Below are 15,354 nucleotides of genomic sequence, written 5' to 3'. Positions count from 1 at the left end.
CCTGGCACGATGACGCCCATGGCGACTGCCCCCGTGCGCACCCACGCACCCACCCCGCCGCACACCCCGGCCGGCACCCGATGACCCGGACCTGGTTCGTCACCGGCGCGGGCCGCGGGCTCGGCCGGGCGATCACGGTCGCCGCCCTGGAGCGCGGCGACCACGTTGCGGCGACGGCGCGCGACGTGGCCGCGCTCGACGACCTCGTCTCCCGGCACGGCGACGCCGTCCTGCCGCTGCGCCTCGACGTGACCGACCCCGACCAGGCCCGGGCCGCGGTGCGGGCGGCGGTCGAGGCCTTCGGCCGCATCGACGTGGTGGTGAACAACGCGGGCTACGGATTGTTCGGCACCGTCGAGGAGATCACGCCCCAGCAGCTCCGGGACCAGCTCGACGTCAACCTCTTCGGCGCGCTGCACGTGACCCAGGCGGCCCTGCCGGTGCTCCGTGCGCAGGGCGGCGGGTACGTGGTGCAGGTCTCCAGCTCCAGCGGGGTCGCCGCCTGGCCGGGCCTCGGCGGCTACAGCGCGTCGAAGTGGGCGCTCGAAGGGCTGTCGGAGGCGCTCGCCCAGGAGGTCGCGGGGTTCGGCGTCCACGTCACGCTCGTCGAGCCGGGGCCCGTCGACACGGGCTGGCGTGACGAGTCCGGGGTGCAGGCCGCGCACCTGCCCGCCTACGACGCGCTGCGTGCGGCCGCCTGGCACCCGCCGGGGTCGTCGTCCCCGGCCGACGTCGCCCGCGTGGTCCTCGCCGTGGTCGACGCCGACGAGCCGCCGCTGCGGATCCTGGTCGGCGACCTCGCCGTCGACGCCGTGCTGCCGATCACCGAGGAGCGGGTCGCCGCGTGGCGGCGCTGGGAGGACCTGGGTCGTTCGACGGGCTGACGGCGGCGCGGGGCCGACGGTCGGCGAGGGCTGGCGGCGGCTGACGGTGGCGCAGGTCAACGAGTGCGGGCCGACGTCGGCGCGGGCCGATTCCGGCGCGGGACGGCGTTGCCGTGGCTGACGACGGCGTGGGTGGACAGCGGCGCGGCGGTCAGCCCCCCGGTGGACAGCGGCGCGGCGGTCGGCCCCCCGGGTCAGCGCGTGCGCCAGCCCGGGAGCAGGCGGTCCAGGACGTCGGCCAGGGGCATGGACTCGCCGTCCTTCCCGCCGGCGCCGAGCACCAGGGGCGGACGGCGGGTCTCGGGGCGGATCCCGCGCAGGCGATCGAGCAGGCCGATGGGCGCGGTGAGCACGTAGAAGTCGCCGTCGGTGCTGACCCCGGCGCTGCGGTCGACGCGCAGGTACCAGCCCTTGAGCCCGGTGCGCGCCGTCCCGCGCCCGCCGTAGCCCTGCACCTGGAGGTCCTCGGGCTCGAGCCCGGCGGTGCGCGCGGCGGCCACGAACTCGCGCAGCATCGCCTCCGCGCGGGTGTGCTCGGCGTCCTGCCGTGCCTCCAGGCGCTCCGCCTGCACCCGCACCGCCTCGGCGCGCTGCCGGGACCACTCGTCGTCACGCATGGGCGCAGTCTCGCACTTCCGGCGAGGACGGTGCGCCGACGGCGGCGGTCGGCCCAGTGGTCGGTCCGGCGGTCGGTCCGGTGGTCGGTCCGGTGGTCGGCCCGGCGGTCAACCCGGCGGTCAACCCCGTGCTCGGCACCTCGCAGCAAAGTCGGCAGTTTGCCTCGCAGAGTCGGCAGTCTGCATCGAGGTCGGCACAGGCCTGTGCCGACCTCGATGCAGACTGCCGACCGTGTGGGTGGGCTGCCGGCCGTGTGGGCTGCCGACCTCGATGCAGACTGCCGACCGTGTGGGTGGACTGCCGGCCTCGGGGCGGACTGGCGCCCCCGGCCTGCGACCTGCCCACCGCACGAGCAGGCTGCCCACCGCACCGGTGTACGGTGAGAGCGTGCCCGAGGCAACCGAATTTCAGAGCGGGCGTCGGCAGTGCGACGTCGGGCGGGGCGCACGACGACCCAGCAGGCGAGCCGCAGGGTGACGGGTCCCGATCAACCCGTGCGCGCCGGTCAGCCGGGCGGTCCCGATCAACCCGTACGCGCCGGTCGACCGGCCGGCCTCGGTCGACCCGCTGATCCCTCCCGGCCCGCCGGCCTCGGTCGACCCGCTGATCCCTCCCAGCCCGCCGGCCTCGATCAACCCGCTGCTGCCGACCACCCCGACCAACCCGACGGCCCCGGCAGCGGCCCCGACCCCGCGCCCGCCCGGTTCGACCGCCGGCTCATCGCGCCGATGGTGCTCGGCTCGGTGCTCAACCCGCTCAACACCTCGCTGCTGGCGGTCGCGCTCGTGCCGATCGGCCTGGCGTTCGGGGCGCCGCCGTCCGACACCGCGTGGCTGGTCAGCGCGCTGTACCTCGCGTGCGCGGTGGGGCAGCCCGTGGTGGGCCGCATGGTCGACACCTACGGGCCGCGGCGGCTGTACCTCATCGGCACGGCGCTCGTCGGCGCCGCCGGGCTGCTCGGCACGTTCGCGCCGACGCTCGGCTGGCTGGTCGTCGCCCGGGTGCTCATCGGCCTCGGCACGTGTGCCGGCTACCCGGCGTCGATGGCGCTCATCAAGCGCGAGGGACGCCGCACCGGCGGACCCTCGCCCGCCGGGGTGCTGGCCACGCTGTCCTTCGCCAACCAGGTGATCGCGGTCGTCGGGCCGTCGCTCGGCGGGCTGCTCGTGGACCTCGGCGGCTGGCGCACGGTGTTCTCCGTCAACGTGCCGTTCGCCGTCGCCTGCCTGGTGCTGGGCGCGCTGTTCCTGCCCCGGGACGACGCCGCGAACGACGCCGCGAACGACGCCGCGGACGACGCCGCGGACCACACCGCGGCCCACACCCCGGACGCCGCCCGGGGCCCGCGCCGCACCTGGGACGCCGCCGGGGTCGCGCTGTTCGCCGTGTCGCTCACCGCGCTGATGCTGTTCCTCATGGACCCGGCGGCCCGGGCGCTGTGGCTCGTCGCGATCACGCTCGTGGCCGGCGCCGGGTTCGTGTGGCGAGAGCTGCGCACGACCGACCCCTTCCTCGACGTCCGCGTGCTGGGGCAGAACCGGCCCCTGCTGCTCACCTACGTCCGGCAGATGCTGACCGGGATCGTCATGTACTGCGTGGTCTACGGCATGCCGCAGTGGCTGGAGCACGCCCGCGGACTGTCACCGTCGCACACCGGGCTGGTGGTGCTGCCGATGTTCGGCACCGCGATGCTGTTCACCGTGCTGACCGGGCGCAGCCCCGCGATCCTGGGCAAGCTGCTCGCCGGATCGGCGGTGCAGGTGGTCGCCTGCGCCGCGCTCCTCCTGCTCGACGGCGGCACGTCCGTGCTCTGGCTCTGTGTCGTCATCGCGCTGCACGGCATCCCGCAGGCGCTGAACGGGCTGGCCAACCAGAACGCCCTGTACGAGCAGGCCACCCCGGAGCAGATCGGCGCCGCGTCCGGGCTGTTCCGCACCTTCATGTACGTGGGCGCCCTGTGCGCGACGGCGGCCACCGCCGCGGCCTACCGGCAGGAGCCCGACACCGCCGGCATGCACGCCCTCGCCCTGTTCGCGGGCGCCTGCGCCGCCGTGCTGCTGATGACGGTGCTCGGCGAGCTGCTGCTCCGCCACCGCCGCCACCGCCGCCACCGCCCAAGCCGTCGTCCCGACGGAACCAGGTGACCAGAAAGCGGGGAACGACCCACCGGGTCAGTCCGGGAGCACCGACCGTTCCAGGCCGCGCTCGCGGTAGTACGCCAGCAGGCGGTCCCACTCGATCACGCCGGCCGACCGCGCCCACGCCGCCCAGCAGCGCTCCAGCCGCGCGACGACGTCGGGGTGCGCGCCCGCGAGGTCGTGCGTCTCGCCGCGGTCCGCGCCGACGTCGTACAGCTCCCACGGCCGCCCCGCCTCGCGCACCAGCTTCCACCGCCCGTGCCGCACGGCGGCATTGCCGAGGTGCTCCCAGAACAGCGGCCGCTCCACGGCCGGCGCGCCCCGCCACTGGTCGAGCATGCTCACGCCCGCCATGCCGCCGGCGTCGCCGCCCGCCGCGCGCAGCACCGTCGGCGCGACGTCGACCACGTGGCCCGGCCCCGCCGTCCGGCCCCCGCCCCGCACACCGCCCGCCGGCCACGACGCGATGAGCGGGGACGCGATGCCGCCCTCGTGCACCCACCGCTTGTACAGCCGGAACGGCGTGTTCGACAGGTGCGCCCACGCCCGCCCGTAGCTCGCGTAGGTGTCCTCCGGCCCCGGGACGACGGCGGGGGAGTTGCCCACCCGCACGGCCCGCCCGTCGCGCGTCGTCGGCGGGGACACGTCCGGGCCCAGGCGGCCGGACGGCGGCGGCAGCTCCTCCGCGCACGCCCCGTTGTCCGAGCAGAACACGACCAGCGTGTCGTCCAGCGTGCCCTGCGCCGCGAGCTGGTCCAGCAGCGTGCCCACGCCCCGGTCCATCGCCTCGACCTGCGCCGCGTAGACCGCCATGCGCTCCGCCTCCCACTCCCGGTCGGCCGTCTCCGCCCACGCCGGCACCCGCGGGTCGCGCGGCGGCAGGTCCGCGGTCGTGGCCAGGCCGAGGCGGTGCTGCGCGGCCAGCCGGCGCTCGCGGAGGCGGTCCCAGCCCGCGAGGTAGCGCTCGCGGTACCGCGCGACGTCGGCCTCGCGCGCGTGCAGCGGCCAGTGCGGCGCCGTGTACGCGAGGTACAGGAACCACGGCCGCCCGGCGTGGTGCGCCCGCTCCACGAACCCCCGCGCGTACCGGGTCAGGTCGTCCGTGAGGTAGTAGTCGCCCGCGGTGGCGGACGGCGGCAGCCGCTCCTCGCCCTGGACCAGCGGCGGGCGGTAGTAGCTGGTCGCGCCGGGCAGCACGCCGTAGAACTCGTCGAACCCGCGGCGCGTCGGCCACGTCTCGTCGGGCCGGTCCGGGTGCGACGACAGGTGCCACTTGCCCGCGAGCGCCGTCGTGTAGCCGACGGCGCGCAGGCGCTCGGCGAGGGTCGACGCCGCGGGGTCGGGCGAGCCGCGGTAGCCGTGCGGGCGGTCGTCGCTGGTGAGGACGCCGACGCCGACGTCGTGCGCGTGGCGGCCGGTGAGCAGCGCGGCGCGTGACGGGCTGCAGCGGGGCGTGGCGTAGAAGGAGCTCATCCGGACACCGCGCCGGGCCAGCCGGTCGAGGGCTGGGGTGTCGATCTCGCCGCCGAATGCGCCGAGGTCGGAGAAGCCGAGGTCGTCGGCGAGGACGACGAGCACGTCGGGCCGGCGGGTCACGTCGCCCCCGCGATCCGGGTGTGGACACTGCCCAGACCCTCGATCCCGGCCGTGACGTCGAGTCCTGCCGCGTACTGCTCGCGCGGGACGCGCACCCGGGCCGACGCCGACCCCAGCGTCACCACGTCCCCCGGGAACAGCGTGATCATGCGCGAGATCGCGGCGAGCAGCTCGCCCGGCCCGGCGGCGTACTCCGTCGTCGAGCCGCGGACGGTGCCCGCCGCCGTCGTCAGCCACATCTCGCGCCCCCACCAGCCGGCGGGGTCGGGCAGGGCGGCGACGGGCAGGAACGGGCCGGGTGCGGGCAGCACCACGTTGAAGCCGTCGGCCCAGCGCCCGTAGACGGCGCCGATGCCGCGCTCGCCGGCGCGGGCGGGCTCGGCGACGGCGTCGGCGAACGACTGGTCGCAGACCGAGACCAGGGGCGTGTACCCGAGCACCAGGCCGTCCAGCGCCGCCGTGTCGGACGTCCAGGTCCCTCCGGGGACCTGTGTGTCTGACCCGGCGGGAGCCTCTGCGACCAGGCGGCGCAGCACCAGCGCCAGCTCGACCGCGACGACCAGGTCCGTGGCGCGCGCCGGGACGCGCACCACGCCGCCGCCCGCGGCGCTGCCCGCCGAGAGCGCCGATGCCGGGCCGTTGAGGAAGCGGGGCACGACGAGCCGCGGCAGGCCGTCCGGGTCGACGCCGGTCGGCGGGGCGGCGTTGCCGAAGGCGGTCCAGAAGTGCCGCACCCCCGCGACCGACCAGTCCGCGGGCGCCCCGATCACCGTCGAGCCGGGCTCGGCGCGCTCGCGCAGCGCGAGCTCCCGCACCGCCCACGAGGGATGCCGCGTCAGGTCCGGCGGCGCCGGCCCCGGGCCGTCGTCCGGCGCCACCACCGGGTTGGCCAGCGCGCCCACGCGCTCGATCTCGACCTCGAGCCGCGTGCCGGCGGCGACCTCGCCGGGGGTGACGGGCAGGCCGTCGATACCCATGGTGCCGAGGTGGATCACGTCGCCCACGTGCAGCGACGCGAACGAGGAGTACCAGGCGAGCACCCGCTCGATGCCCAGCAGGGTGGCGCCGCTGTGCGCGCGGTCGCGCGTGCGGCCCGACTGCCGCGTCCACATCAGCAGGTCGTACGGGTCGCCCACCTCGTCCTTCGTGACGAGGTACGGGCCCATGGGGCACATCGTGTCGGCCTTCTTGCCGGCCCACGACGCCGTGGCCTGGAACAGCCAGTCCTGGTAGCCGGGCGGCAGCGAGTACCCGGCGCCCGCATTGCCCGGCACGGTGGAGAAGTAGTGGGTGCCGGACACGTCGTCCACCACGGTGTACCCCGCCACGTGCTCCATCGCCCGCCCGACCGGGACGTCCCGCCCGGCCCGGCCGATCACCACGGCCAGCTCCACGTTGTAGGCCATGGCGGGCAGGTGGTGGCCGTGCCGGACGACGACGGGCGCGCCGTGCCCGACCACCGCCCCCTGCGGCCGCTGGTGCCCCAGCGGGAACAGGTTGAGCAGCGGCACGCCCGGCCGGTTCCGCACGAACGACGGCGAGTTCGTCACCAGCCCCCAGCACAGGCGCGGCCGGGGGACCGGCGCGAGCAGCTCGACGCCGTCGTCCGCCGCGCCGACCCGGTGCCCCGAGCGCGGCAGGATCGTCACGTCGGTCCGCGCCCGCTGCTCGACGGCGGCGGCGAGCCGGGACAGGGCCGCCAGGCCGGCGTCGTCGAGGGCGAGGAGGCCGACGAGCGTGTCCGGCCACGCCCCCGCGAGGAAGTGCGGGGCCGGGCCCGGGGCCGGGACGGGCCCGTGCGCCGCCAGCGCGGCCTCGGCGCGGACGGGCTCGACGAGCCACTCGCGGTCCGCCACGCCGGGGTCGCGCAGCACGACGCCCCAGCGCTCCGTGCCCTGGGCCAGGAAGCTGGCGAGCCTCACGGCTGTCCTCTCACGGCTGTCCCCTCACGGCTGTTCCTTCACGACTGCCCCCCTCACGACATGTCCCCGGCGCCCGGCACCTCGATCGTCGCGCCGTCGGCGGTGAGGTACCCGGCCACGATCACCCGGTACCAGCGCCGCCCGTCAGACACGGCGAGCGTGGGGAAGGGCCCCAGCGCGTCGGACACCATCACGAGCCCGCCCGCGACGGGGTCGGGCAGCTCGGCCACGGGGTGGGGCACGAGCTGGAGGCTGTGCGCGTGGACCCGGCGCATCCGCAGCTCCGCGGAGCCGAGGTCGCGCTCGTTGTCCGCGGTGGGCACCACGCCGTCGGCCCCGACGCGGACGGCGGCCAGCGCGTTCGTCTCGGGCGTCGCGGCCACGAGCTCGACGACGGCGGCCCCCGCGTCGCCGTCCGGCACCACCCGCACGCCGCCCTTGACGCCCGGCCCCGCGCCCGCGGCCTGGGCCGACGCCGCGAGGAAGCTGCCGTAGGCGTCGCCGTCCGCGTACCCGTCCGCCGCGGTGGCCCGCACCACGGACGCGCCGTTCTTCGCGGAGGTGAGCTCGTGCTCGTTGTTCCCGGCGCTGCGCCGCTGCACGTAGCACCCCTCGCCCACGGTGCCCGCGAGCAGCACGGGCGCGGCGGCGTCCAGGGTGTTGCCGCTGATGGTGGAGCCCGTCAGGGTGCCCGTGACCCGCACGGGCGCGTTCGCGGGCACGGTGTTCGCGCCGAACGCGTTGCCCATCACGGAGATCCCGTCGGCGTCGCCGGCGACCCGCACCGCGCCCCGGATCACGCTGCGCTCCAGGTTCCAGTTGTCGAACGAGTTGGCGGAGATCGTGATCTCGGATGCCGACTGCTCGAACGCGACCGGGTCGAGGTTGATCCAGTTGAACGTGTTCCCGCTGATGGTGACGTTGTGCGCGTCCACGCCGCGGAACAGGATCGCGTTCGGGGGCCGGTTGCCGCCCGGCTCCACCCCGCCGCCGCCGATCACGTTGCCCGCGATGGTCAGGTTGCTGCCGCCCGCCGTGATGTCGATCGCCGGCCCGGAGGCGTGCTCGACGACGTTGCCGACGATCGTGGAGTTGATGATGCCGCCGGCGAAGAACCGGCGACCGATGTCGACCAGGTTGTTCGAGATGACGGCGCCCCGGAAGTTCTCGTTCTCGGCGCCGGTGGTCGCGATGCACTGGTTCATGCTGTGGAAGTGGTTGCCCTCGATGAGCCACTTGCGCATGCCGTACGGCAGCAGGTGCAGGTCGCCGCCGCCCGTGCCGTCCATGGGCCACTGCACGGTCAGGGCGGTCCCGGAGATCGCCACCAGGTTGTTGGTGAACACCAGCCCGCGCCCGATGTGCACCACCGCCTGGTTGAACGAGACGAAGGTGCACTCCGTGATGGTGGCGTCCATGTCGTCGGTGTTGTTGGTCCGCGCCGTGCGCACCGCGACCGAGTTGGCCGTGCGGGTCCGCGTGATGAACGACAGCCCCCGGATGCCGCACAGCGGGGCGTGCATCTCCAGGCCGGTGCCGTCGAAGTCCACGAGGATCAGCGACGTGCGCACGCCCATGGTGCCCTGGCCCGCCAGCACGATGCGGTTGAGGTTCATCGGCTCGGTGAACTCGGTGTCCCGCACCACGAGCGGCGCGGTGATGCGGTACGTGCCCGGCGGGAACCAGACGATCTTGCTGAGCCGCTCGAACTGCGCGTCGATGGCGGCCTGGATCGCGGCGGTGTCGTCGTTGACGCCGTCGGCCAGGGCGCCGAACTCCTGCGGCGTGGTGGCTCCGGAGATGTCCAGGGTGGCCAGCGCGGGGTCGGACAGCTCGGGCGGGCCGGGCTCGCCCGGGAGCGCGCCGGGTGACCGGGGGGTGGGGGACAGAGCGGCGGACAGCGGGGTGGACACGGCGCCTGCGGCGGTGGCGAGGCCGGCCAGGCTGGCGGTGCGGAGCATGTTCCGTCGGGTCACGGGCTGGTGCATCGTTGCTTTCCTTCCGTTGAGCCTTACGGGCTGGGCCTGCGTGGGGCGGCCCAGAGGGGGGTGACTCCGGTAGGGGGCACTCAGATGAGATGCTCCGCGAAGGGCGCGAGGAAGGCGTGCAGCGCCTCCCGTTCGGCCGGGTCGCACGCGATCAGGGGTGGTGCGACGTGCGGTGGGCACAGCCCGCGCCGGGCGAGCACGGCCTTGATCGCGGGGGTGCCCGGACGGACCTTGTGCAGGCCCACCAGGGCGGTCAGCAGCTCCTGCAGGCGGGCCACCTCGGCGGTGTCGCCCGCGCGGTGCGCGGCCACGAGCGCGAGCGTCGCGCGCGGCGCGATGTTGCCGATGCCGGGCACGACGCCGTGCGCGCCGAGGTCCAGGGCGGCGGCGAGCTGCGTCTCGTCGCCCTGCCCGACGGCGAACCCCGGCCGGCGCGCCGCGATCCCCACCAGGTGCCGCAGCAGCACGAGGTCGCCGGAGCTGTCCTTGATGCCGACCACGTGGTCGAGGTCGGCCAGCGCGTCGGCGAGGCCCGGCGTGATCGGGTTGCTGTACCGGGGCGCGTTGTACGCCACGACGGGCAGGCCGACGTCGGCCAGGGCCGCGAAGTGCGCCACGACCTCGTCGGCGCGGTGGTGGAAGTAGATGGGCGGGCTCAGCACCAGGGCGTCCGCGCCGGCGGCCGCGGCGGCGTCGGCCCGTGCCAGGACGTCGTGCGTGCCGGCCGCCGTCACGTTCACCAGCACGAACCCGCCGTCGTGACCGGTGCCGTGGTGCGGTGTGCTGCGCGCCGGTGTGCCGGGACGCTGCCCGTCGAGCCGCGGTCCGCCGTTGTGGTGACCGTTGTGCTGCTCGGAGCTCCGGCCCAGCGCGTGCCAGCGGGCGACCACCTCGTGCGTGAACGGGCCGACGTCCGCCGCGGGGACCAGCGGGCCCTCGCCGTTGCTGCCGAACAGCATCAGCGTGCGCACGCCGTGGGCGTGCAGGCTGGTCAGCAGCCGGCTCGCGCTCGCCGCCGCCGGCCGGCCGCGCACGTCCATGGGCGTCACGAGCGGCACGGTCACTCCGGTCAGGAGCGGTGTTCCGGTCAGCATCAGTACCCCTTGATCTCGGGCCAGTCGAGCTCGAACCCGTCGGCGACGAGCTCGGCCTGGAACGCGGCGAGCAGTGCGGCGTCACCGTGCACCTGGGCGGGCTCCACGCCGTGGGCCAGGCAGTGCGCGGCGAGCGCACCGGCGGCCTCCCCGGCGTTCCACTCGACGGGGTGCAGGCGGTAACAGCCGTTGGTGATGTGCGTGGTGCCGATGTTCTTCCCGGCCGCGAGCAGGTTGCGCACCCGCACGGGCAGCAGCGCGCCGAGCGGGATCCGGAACGGGCTCGACGGCACGTCCAGGTAGTTGTCCCCGCCGGTGCTCGGGTGCAGGTCGATCCGGTACATGCCCACGCCCACGGAGTCGGGGTAGGTCACGGCCCCGGCGGCGCCGCGCACCGCGAGCGACAGGTCCTGCTCCACCACCGTGGTGCGGGCCCGGATGCGGCGCGACTCGCGCACGTACGGCGCCTTGGCGAACCCGTCCTGCGTGCCCAGCACGTCCGGCCGCAGCCGCAGGCCCGGCCAGCCCGTGCCGCCGTCGGGCCGGGGCGCCTCGGTCTGCAGCCAGTAGAGCATGCTCAGTGACTGCTGCCGGGCGCCCAGCAGGTGCTTGTCGCGCTCGGCGTCGGGCACGGGGTCGTCCGCCGGGCCGACCAGCGGGCCGGCCAGGTAGTCGATCATGGGCCAGTTGACGAGCGTGACGTCGCTCGCCGCGAAGCCCTCCTCGAACTGCTCGCGCGCCACCACGCGGCGGAACTGCCACAGGTCGCGGTCGCCGGGGTCGGCACTCTGGTCGGCCACGACCGGCCCGCTGGGTGCGTGCGGCACGAACGTGCGCACCAGCGGCTCCAGCGTGCGCGGGTCCGGGGCGGTGAGGCTGAGCATCCGGTCGGGCCAGTAGGGCGGCCGGTAGTCGTGCCAGGTCTCGTACTGCTCCGGCCGGTCGATCGTGTGGTCCTCGCCGTCCCGGTGCTCCACGGCGAACACCCACGAGAAGGCCTGCTGGTTGCCCGGCTGCGCGGCGGTGGGGGCGCTCGGCTCCCCGGTCTCCGCCCGCGACTCGAACCCCGTCACGTGCTCGACGCCGCCCAGCGGCAGCAGGTCGCCCAGCTCCGTGGCGTCCAGCACGTACGGCGCCGCGACCGTCACCGGGGCGCCGTCGGGACCCGTCAGGGTCACGGCCGCCACCCGGTCGCCGTCCGCGTGCACCGCCACCGGGCGGTGCCCGAACAGGACCCGCAGCCGGCCCGCGGTCAGGTACGGCGCCACCATCGCCGCCAGCACCGCGGCCGCGACCCGCGGCTCGTAGCACAGCCGGCTCACCCGCCCCAGACCCGGGTTGAGGTCCACCACCCGGCGGGCGGACGGCGTCAGCGGGTACCACGCGCGGTAGTACTGCCGCACCCCCTCGCGGAACGCCCGGTAGGAGCGCGTGCAGCCGAACCGCTCGATCCACGGGTGCTCGTCCGGCGGCACGCCCTGCGCGCTGAGCTGCCCGCCCAGCCAGTCCGTCTCCTCGGTCAGCACCACGGACCGGCCCCGCCGCAGGGCGGCGAGCGCCGCGGCCACCCCACCGGCCCCGCCCCCCACGACCAGCACGTCCGCCCCCACCTCCCGCCCGCCCCTCCGTCGAGTGCGGGATATTTGCGGCGTCGAATCGTTCTGAGAGGACACATACCCAGCACTCAACGGGGTTGGGCGGGCGGGCGTCATGCTGCACCCTCCAGGGTTCGGGCCGCTCGCAGGAGGGCCTGCGTGTAGGGGTGCTCCGGCGCGGCGAAGAGCTGGTCCGCGGGGGCATCCTCGACCAGCACCCCGCGGCGCATCACCGCCACCCGGTCGGCGATCTGCCGCACCACCGCGAGGTCGTGCGTGATGAACAGCAGCGACAGGTCGTGCTCGTCGCGCAGGTCCACCAGCAGCCGCAGGATCTGCGACTGCACCGACACGTCCAGCGCCGAGACCGCCTCGTCGCAGACCAGCAGCCGCGGGCGCAGCGCCAGCGCCCGCGCGATGCTCACGCGCTGCTTCTGCCCGCCCGACAGCGCGGACGGCCGCCGGTCCGCCACCCCCGGGTCCAGCCCGACGTCGGCCAGCACGCGCGCCAGCGCCGCACGCCGGTCCCCGGCCGGCGCCACCGACGGGTGCACCCGCCACGCCTCGCGCACGATCGCGCCCACCGTCATCCGCGGGTTGAGCGACGACCCCGGGTCCTGGAATACCATCTGCACCGCACGGAGCAGCTCCGGCGAGCGCCGCCGCACCGGACCCAGCGGCCGCCCCTCGAACGTGATATCGCCCTCCTGCGGCGTGACCAGCCCCAGCACGCACCGCGCCACCGTCGACTTGCCCGAACCCGACTCGCCGACCAGCGCCACGACCTGCCGCGCGCCGACGTCGAGGTCCACGCCGTCCACCGCCGTCACCGTGGTGCGGCGCTCGCGGACCGACCGGCGCGGGCCGGGGAACGTGACACGCAGGCCGCGGATCTCGAGCACGCTCATGGGCTGACCTCCTCGGCGAAGTGGCAGGCGCTGAGCCGCCCGGGCGTGATCTCGCGCAGCGCCGGGACCTCCGTGGCGCAGCGCGCCCGCGCCATCGGGCAGCGGGGGTGGAACGGGCACCCGGACGGCGGGTCGAACGGGCTGGCGGGCGCGCCCGCGAGCGGCTCGGCGATCGCCGTCCGGCTGGTCACGGCCGGGACGTTGCCCGCGAGCGCCCGGGTGTAGGGGTGGTACGGGCGGTCCAGCACGGCGCGCGCGGGACCCTGCTCGCAGACGCGGCCCGCGTACATCACCACCACCTCGTCGGCGACGTGCGCCATGACCCGCAGGTCGTGGCTGACCAGGATCATGGCCAGGCCCTCGCGCTCGCGCAGGTCGGCGAGCAACGCGAGGATCCGCGCCTGCGTGGTGACGTCGAGCGCGGTGGTCGGCTCGTCGGCGATGACCAGCTCGGGCCGCCCGGCGAGCGCGATGGCGATCATGACGCGCTGCCGCATGCCGCCCGACAGCTCGTGGGGGTACGAACCGGCCTGCCGTTCCGGCTCGGGCAGCCCGACGCGTGCCAGCAGCTCCAGCACGCGCGCCCGGACCTCGGCGCGTGGGCGGCCGGCGCGGCGCAGGATCTCGCCGACCTGGCGCCCCACGGTCTGGATCGGGTCGAGCGCGGCGGACGGGTCCTGGAAGACGACGCCGATCTCGCGCCCGCGCACCTGCCTGCGGCGCCGCTGGGGCGCGGTCAGGAGGTCCTGGGACTTCCACCGCACCTCGCCGGAGGCGACGGCCGAGTCCGGCAGCAGCCCGACGACGGCCATCGCCGTCATCGTCTTGCCGCTGCCGGACTCGCCGATCAGGCCCGTGGTGCGCCCGGCCAGGACGGTGAACGAGACCCGGTCGACCACCGTCCCCGCGGGCAGGGCGACGCCGAGCCCGGTCACCTCGAGCATCGGGGTGGTGCTCCGTTCGGGGGTGGCCACCGCGACGGACTGGTCTGCCATCTGTGCTCCCTCTCGCGGTCCGGCGCCCGTCAGCTCTCGGAGTTCGTCACGCGCGTGAAGTACGGGAGGCTGTCGGACGCCGGCACGAAGCCCTCGACCCCGGAGCGCCACGCGTACGGCATGCCGACGAACATCGGGTACATGCCCACGGCGTCGTCCCAGATGATCTGCGTGGCCTGCGCGTACAGGTCCTCCCGCTCGGCGGTGTCGCTGGTGGCCTCCGCTGCGGCGAGCAGCTCGTCGAGGTCCTCGTTGCAGTAGCCGGTGCGGCCCGCGGCGCACGGGTACAGGCGCCCCAGGTTGGTGGCGGCGTCGTACCCCTGCGAACCGATCTGCTGGATGTTCAGGTCCCACTTCAGGGCCAGCAGGTCCTCCAGGAACACCGCCTGCTCCTTCTCCAGCGGCTCGACCTGCACGCCGATCTCGGCCAGGTCGGAGGCCACGGCCTGCGCGAGCTGGCGGAACTGCGGCTGGGAGAACTGCATGCGCAGCTTCGTGTCGTAGTCGAAGCCGGCGGCGTCCAGGGCCGCCTTGGCGGCCTGCGGGTCGTAGGCGACCGGCTCCTGCGGCGCGTAGCCCAGCACGACGGGGCTGACGACGGAGTCGGCCGGGGAGCCCGTCTCCGGGAACAGCGACGCGGTGATCTCGTCGAAGTCGACCGCCTGCCACAGCGCCCGCCGCACGGCGGCCTCCTGCAGGGTCTCCTCGGAGCTGTTCATCCACATGGTCAGCACACCGGGGCTGTCCACGCTCTCGACCGTGATCGAGGTGTCGCCCTGCAGCGCGGGGATCTGGTCGTCGGGCATGGCCCAGGTGACGTCGACCTCGCCGGTCTGCAGCGCCGTCATGCGGGCGGAGACCTCCGGGATCGACTGGAAGACCAGCTCCTCCAATGCCGGGGGACCGTCCCAGTAGGTCGGGTTCGGCGTCATCCGCAGCGTCTGACCCGGCTCGAACGACTCCACGACGAACGGCCCGGAGCCCACCGGGTCCTGGAAGAACGCCTCGTCGACGTCGGGCGGGGTGACGAAGAACGACGAGATCTTCGCGACGAACGACGCGTCCGGCTTGCCGGCGTCGAACACCACGGTCGACTCGTCCGGCGCCTCCACCTGGTAGTCCACGAAGTTGCCGGCCAGCGGTCCCTGGAGTTCCAGCACGCGCTCGAAGGAGGCGACGACGGCGTCGGCGTCGACCGGCTCGCCGTCGGAGAACTCCACGCCGTCACGCAGCGTGAACGTCCACCGGCTGGTGTCGTCGTTCGGCTCCCACCCGGTCGCCAGGTCGCCCGTGAACTCGCCGGGGCCGGTGCTGACCACGAGCTGGCTGAACAGCGCGCGGGCCGCGAGCTGCGTGCCCGCGTCCATGCTGGACGGGCCGTGCGGGTCCAGGTTCTCGATGGGGATGGGGCCGGCCGCGGTCAGGGTGCCGCCCGCGGCGTCGCCGCCGGGGTCGTCCCCGCCGTCGGGGCCGCCGCAGGCCGCCGTGGCCAGGAGCGCGAGTGTGATCGTGAGGGCGGGTACGGCGCGCCGGGTGCTGAGCTTCATCGCTCGTTCCTTCCGGAGGGGTGTGCCGGTTGGTGTGCCGGATCTGTGTGCGGGTGCAGCGCCGGGGTG

11 protein-coding genes are annotated in these 15,354 nt (G+C 75.1%); 2 read left to right on the top strand and 9 right to left on the bottom strand.

Features of this window, described 5'->3' with window-relative positions:
• The first annotated feature begins 80 nt into the window (after positions 1-80).
• Complete coding sequence (locus ACH45N_RS16040) at positions 81-884, top strand: SDR family NAD(P)-dependent oxidoreductase (RefSeq protein WP_397395554.1); 804 nt, start codon at positions 81-83, stop codon at positions 882-884.
• Between the two features lie 194 nt (positions 885-1,078).
• On the opposite strand, the gene ACH45N_RS16035 is transcribed toward ACH45N_RS16040, so the two are convergent.
• Positions 1,079-1,501 (bottom strand): hypothetical protein, encoded by a 423-nt coding sequence (locus ACH45N_RS16035; RefSeq protein WP_397395552.1) that lies wholly within the window; start codon positions 1,499-1,501, stop codon positions 1,079-1,081.
• A 729-nt stretch (positions 1,502-2,230) separates the two neighbouring features.
• Here ACH45N_RS16035 and ACH45N_RS16030 point away from each other — a divergent pair.
• On the top strand, positions 2,231-3,646 hold the full coding sequence (locus ACH45N_RS16030) for an MFS transporter (RefSeq protein WP_397395550.1): 1,416 nt from the start codon (positions 2,231-2,233) through the stop codon (positions 3,644-3,646).
• Positions 3,647-3,673: 27 nt separating this feature from the next.
• On the opposite strand, the gene ACH45N_RS16025 is transcribed toward ACH45N_RS16030, so the two are convergent.
• The 8 genes from ACH45N_RS16025 to ACH45N_RS15990 form a co-directional block, all read right to left on the bottom strand.
• Positions 3,674-5,236 (bottom strand): arylsulfatase, encoded by a 1,563-nt coding sequence (locus tag ACH45N_RS16025; RefSeq protein WP_397395548.1) that lies wholly within the window; start codon positions 5,234-5,236, stop codon positions 3,674-3,676.
• Positions 5,233-7,158, bottom strand: a complete 1,926-nt coding sequence (locus ACH45N_RS16020) for a fumarylacetoacetate hydrolase family protein (RefSeq protein ID WP_397395546.1) — start codon at positions 7,156-7,158, stop codon at positions 5,233-5,235. Before ACH45N_RS16020 ends, ACH45N_RS16025 begins: the two co-directional genes overlap by 4 nt.
• Positions 7,159-7,211: 53 nt before the next feature.
• Positions 7,212-9,146, bottom strand: a complete 1,935-nt coding sequence (locus tag ACH45N_RS16015; protein ID WP_397395544.1) for a glycosyl hydrolase family 28-related protein — start codon at positions 9,144-9,146, stop codon at positions 7,212-7,214.
• A gap of 80 nt (positions 9,147-9,226) precedes the next feature.
• On the bottom strand, positions 9,227-10,240 hold the full coding sequence (locus ACH45N_RS16010) for a dihydrodipicolinate synthase family protein (protein ID WP_397395543.1): 1,014 nt from the start codon (positions 10,238-10,240) through the stop codon (positions 9,227-9,229).
• Positions 10,240-11,838, bottom strand: a complete 1,599-nt coding sequence (locus tag ACH45N_RS16005) for an FAD-dependent oxidoreductase (RefSeq protein WP_397395541.1) — start codon at positions 11,836-11,838, stop codon at positions 10,240-10,242. Before ACH45N_RS16005 ends, ACH45N_RS16010 begins: the two co-directional genes overlap by 1 nt.
• Before the next feature lie 110 nt (positions 11,839-11,948).
• Complete coding sequence (locus ACH45N_RS16000; RefSeq protein WP_397395539.1) at positions 11,949-12,743, bottom strand: ATP-binding cassette domain-containing protein; 795 nt, start codon at positions 12,741-12,743, stop codon at positions 11,949-11,951.
• On the bottom strand, positions 12,740-13,738 hold the full coding sequence (locus ACH45N_RS15995; protein WP_397395537.1) for an ABC transporter ATP-binding protein: 999 nt from the start codon (positions 13,736-13,738) through the stop codon (positions 12,740-12,742). The genes ACH45N_RS16000 and ACH45N_RS15995 overlap by 4 nt, the downstream gene beginning before the upstream one ends.
• Positions 13,739-13,767: 29 nt before the next feature.
• A complete protein-coding gene (locus tag ACH45N_RS15990) occupies positions 13,768-15,285 on the bottom strand; it encodes an ABC transporter substrate-binding protein (protein WP_397395535.1) in 1,518 nt (505 codons plus the stop codon).
• Between the last annotated feature and the right edge of the window lie 69 nt (positions 15,286-15,354).

Origin of the sequence: Promicromonospora sp. NPDC019610, assembly GCF_044389365.1 — a bacterium.
Classification (GTDB): Bacteria; Actinomycetota; Actinomycetes; order Actinomycetales; family Cellulomonadaceae; genus Promicromonospora.
Note: the sequence above shows the minus strand (reverse complement) of the source record. Positions and strands in the feature narration are given on the sequence as shown.

Coding starts and splice junctions, on each gene's coding strand:
- ACH45N_RS16030 (WP_397395550.1), top strand. CDS start 2,231: ATGGTGCTCGGCTCGGTGCTCAACCCGCTCAACACCTCGCTGCTGGCG.
- ACH45N_RS15995 (WP_397395537.1), bottom strand. CDS start 13,738: ATGGCAGACCAGTCCGTCGCGGTGGCCACCCCCGAACGGAGCACCACC.
- ACH45N_RS16000 (WP_397395539.1), bottom strand. CDS start 12,743: ATGAGCGTGCTCGAGATCCGCGGCCTGCGTGTCACGTTCCCCGGCCCG.
- ACH45N_RS16015 (WP_397395544.1), bottom strand. CDS start 9,146: ATGCACCAGCCCGTGACCCGACGGAACATGCTCCGCACCGCCAGCCTG.
- ACH45N_RS16035 (WP_397395552.1), bottom strand. CDS start 1,501: ATGCGTGACGACGAGTGGTCCCGGCAGCGCGCCGAGGCGGTGCGGGTG.
- ACH45N_RS16010 (WP_397395543.1), bottom strand. CDS start 10,240: ATGCTGACCGGAACACCGCTCCTGACCGGAGTGACCGTGCCGCTCGTG.
- ACH45N_RS16040 (WP_397395554.1), top strand. CDS start 81: ATGACCCGGACCTGGTTCGTCACCGGCGCGGGCCGCGGGCTCGGCCGG.
- ACH45N_RS15990 (WP_397395535.1), bottom strand. CDS start 15,285: ATGAAGCTCAGCACCCGGCGCGCCGTACCCGCCCTCACGATCACACTC.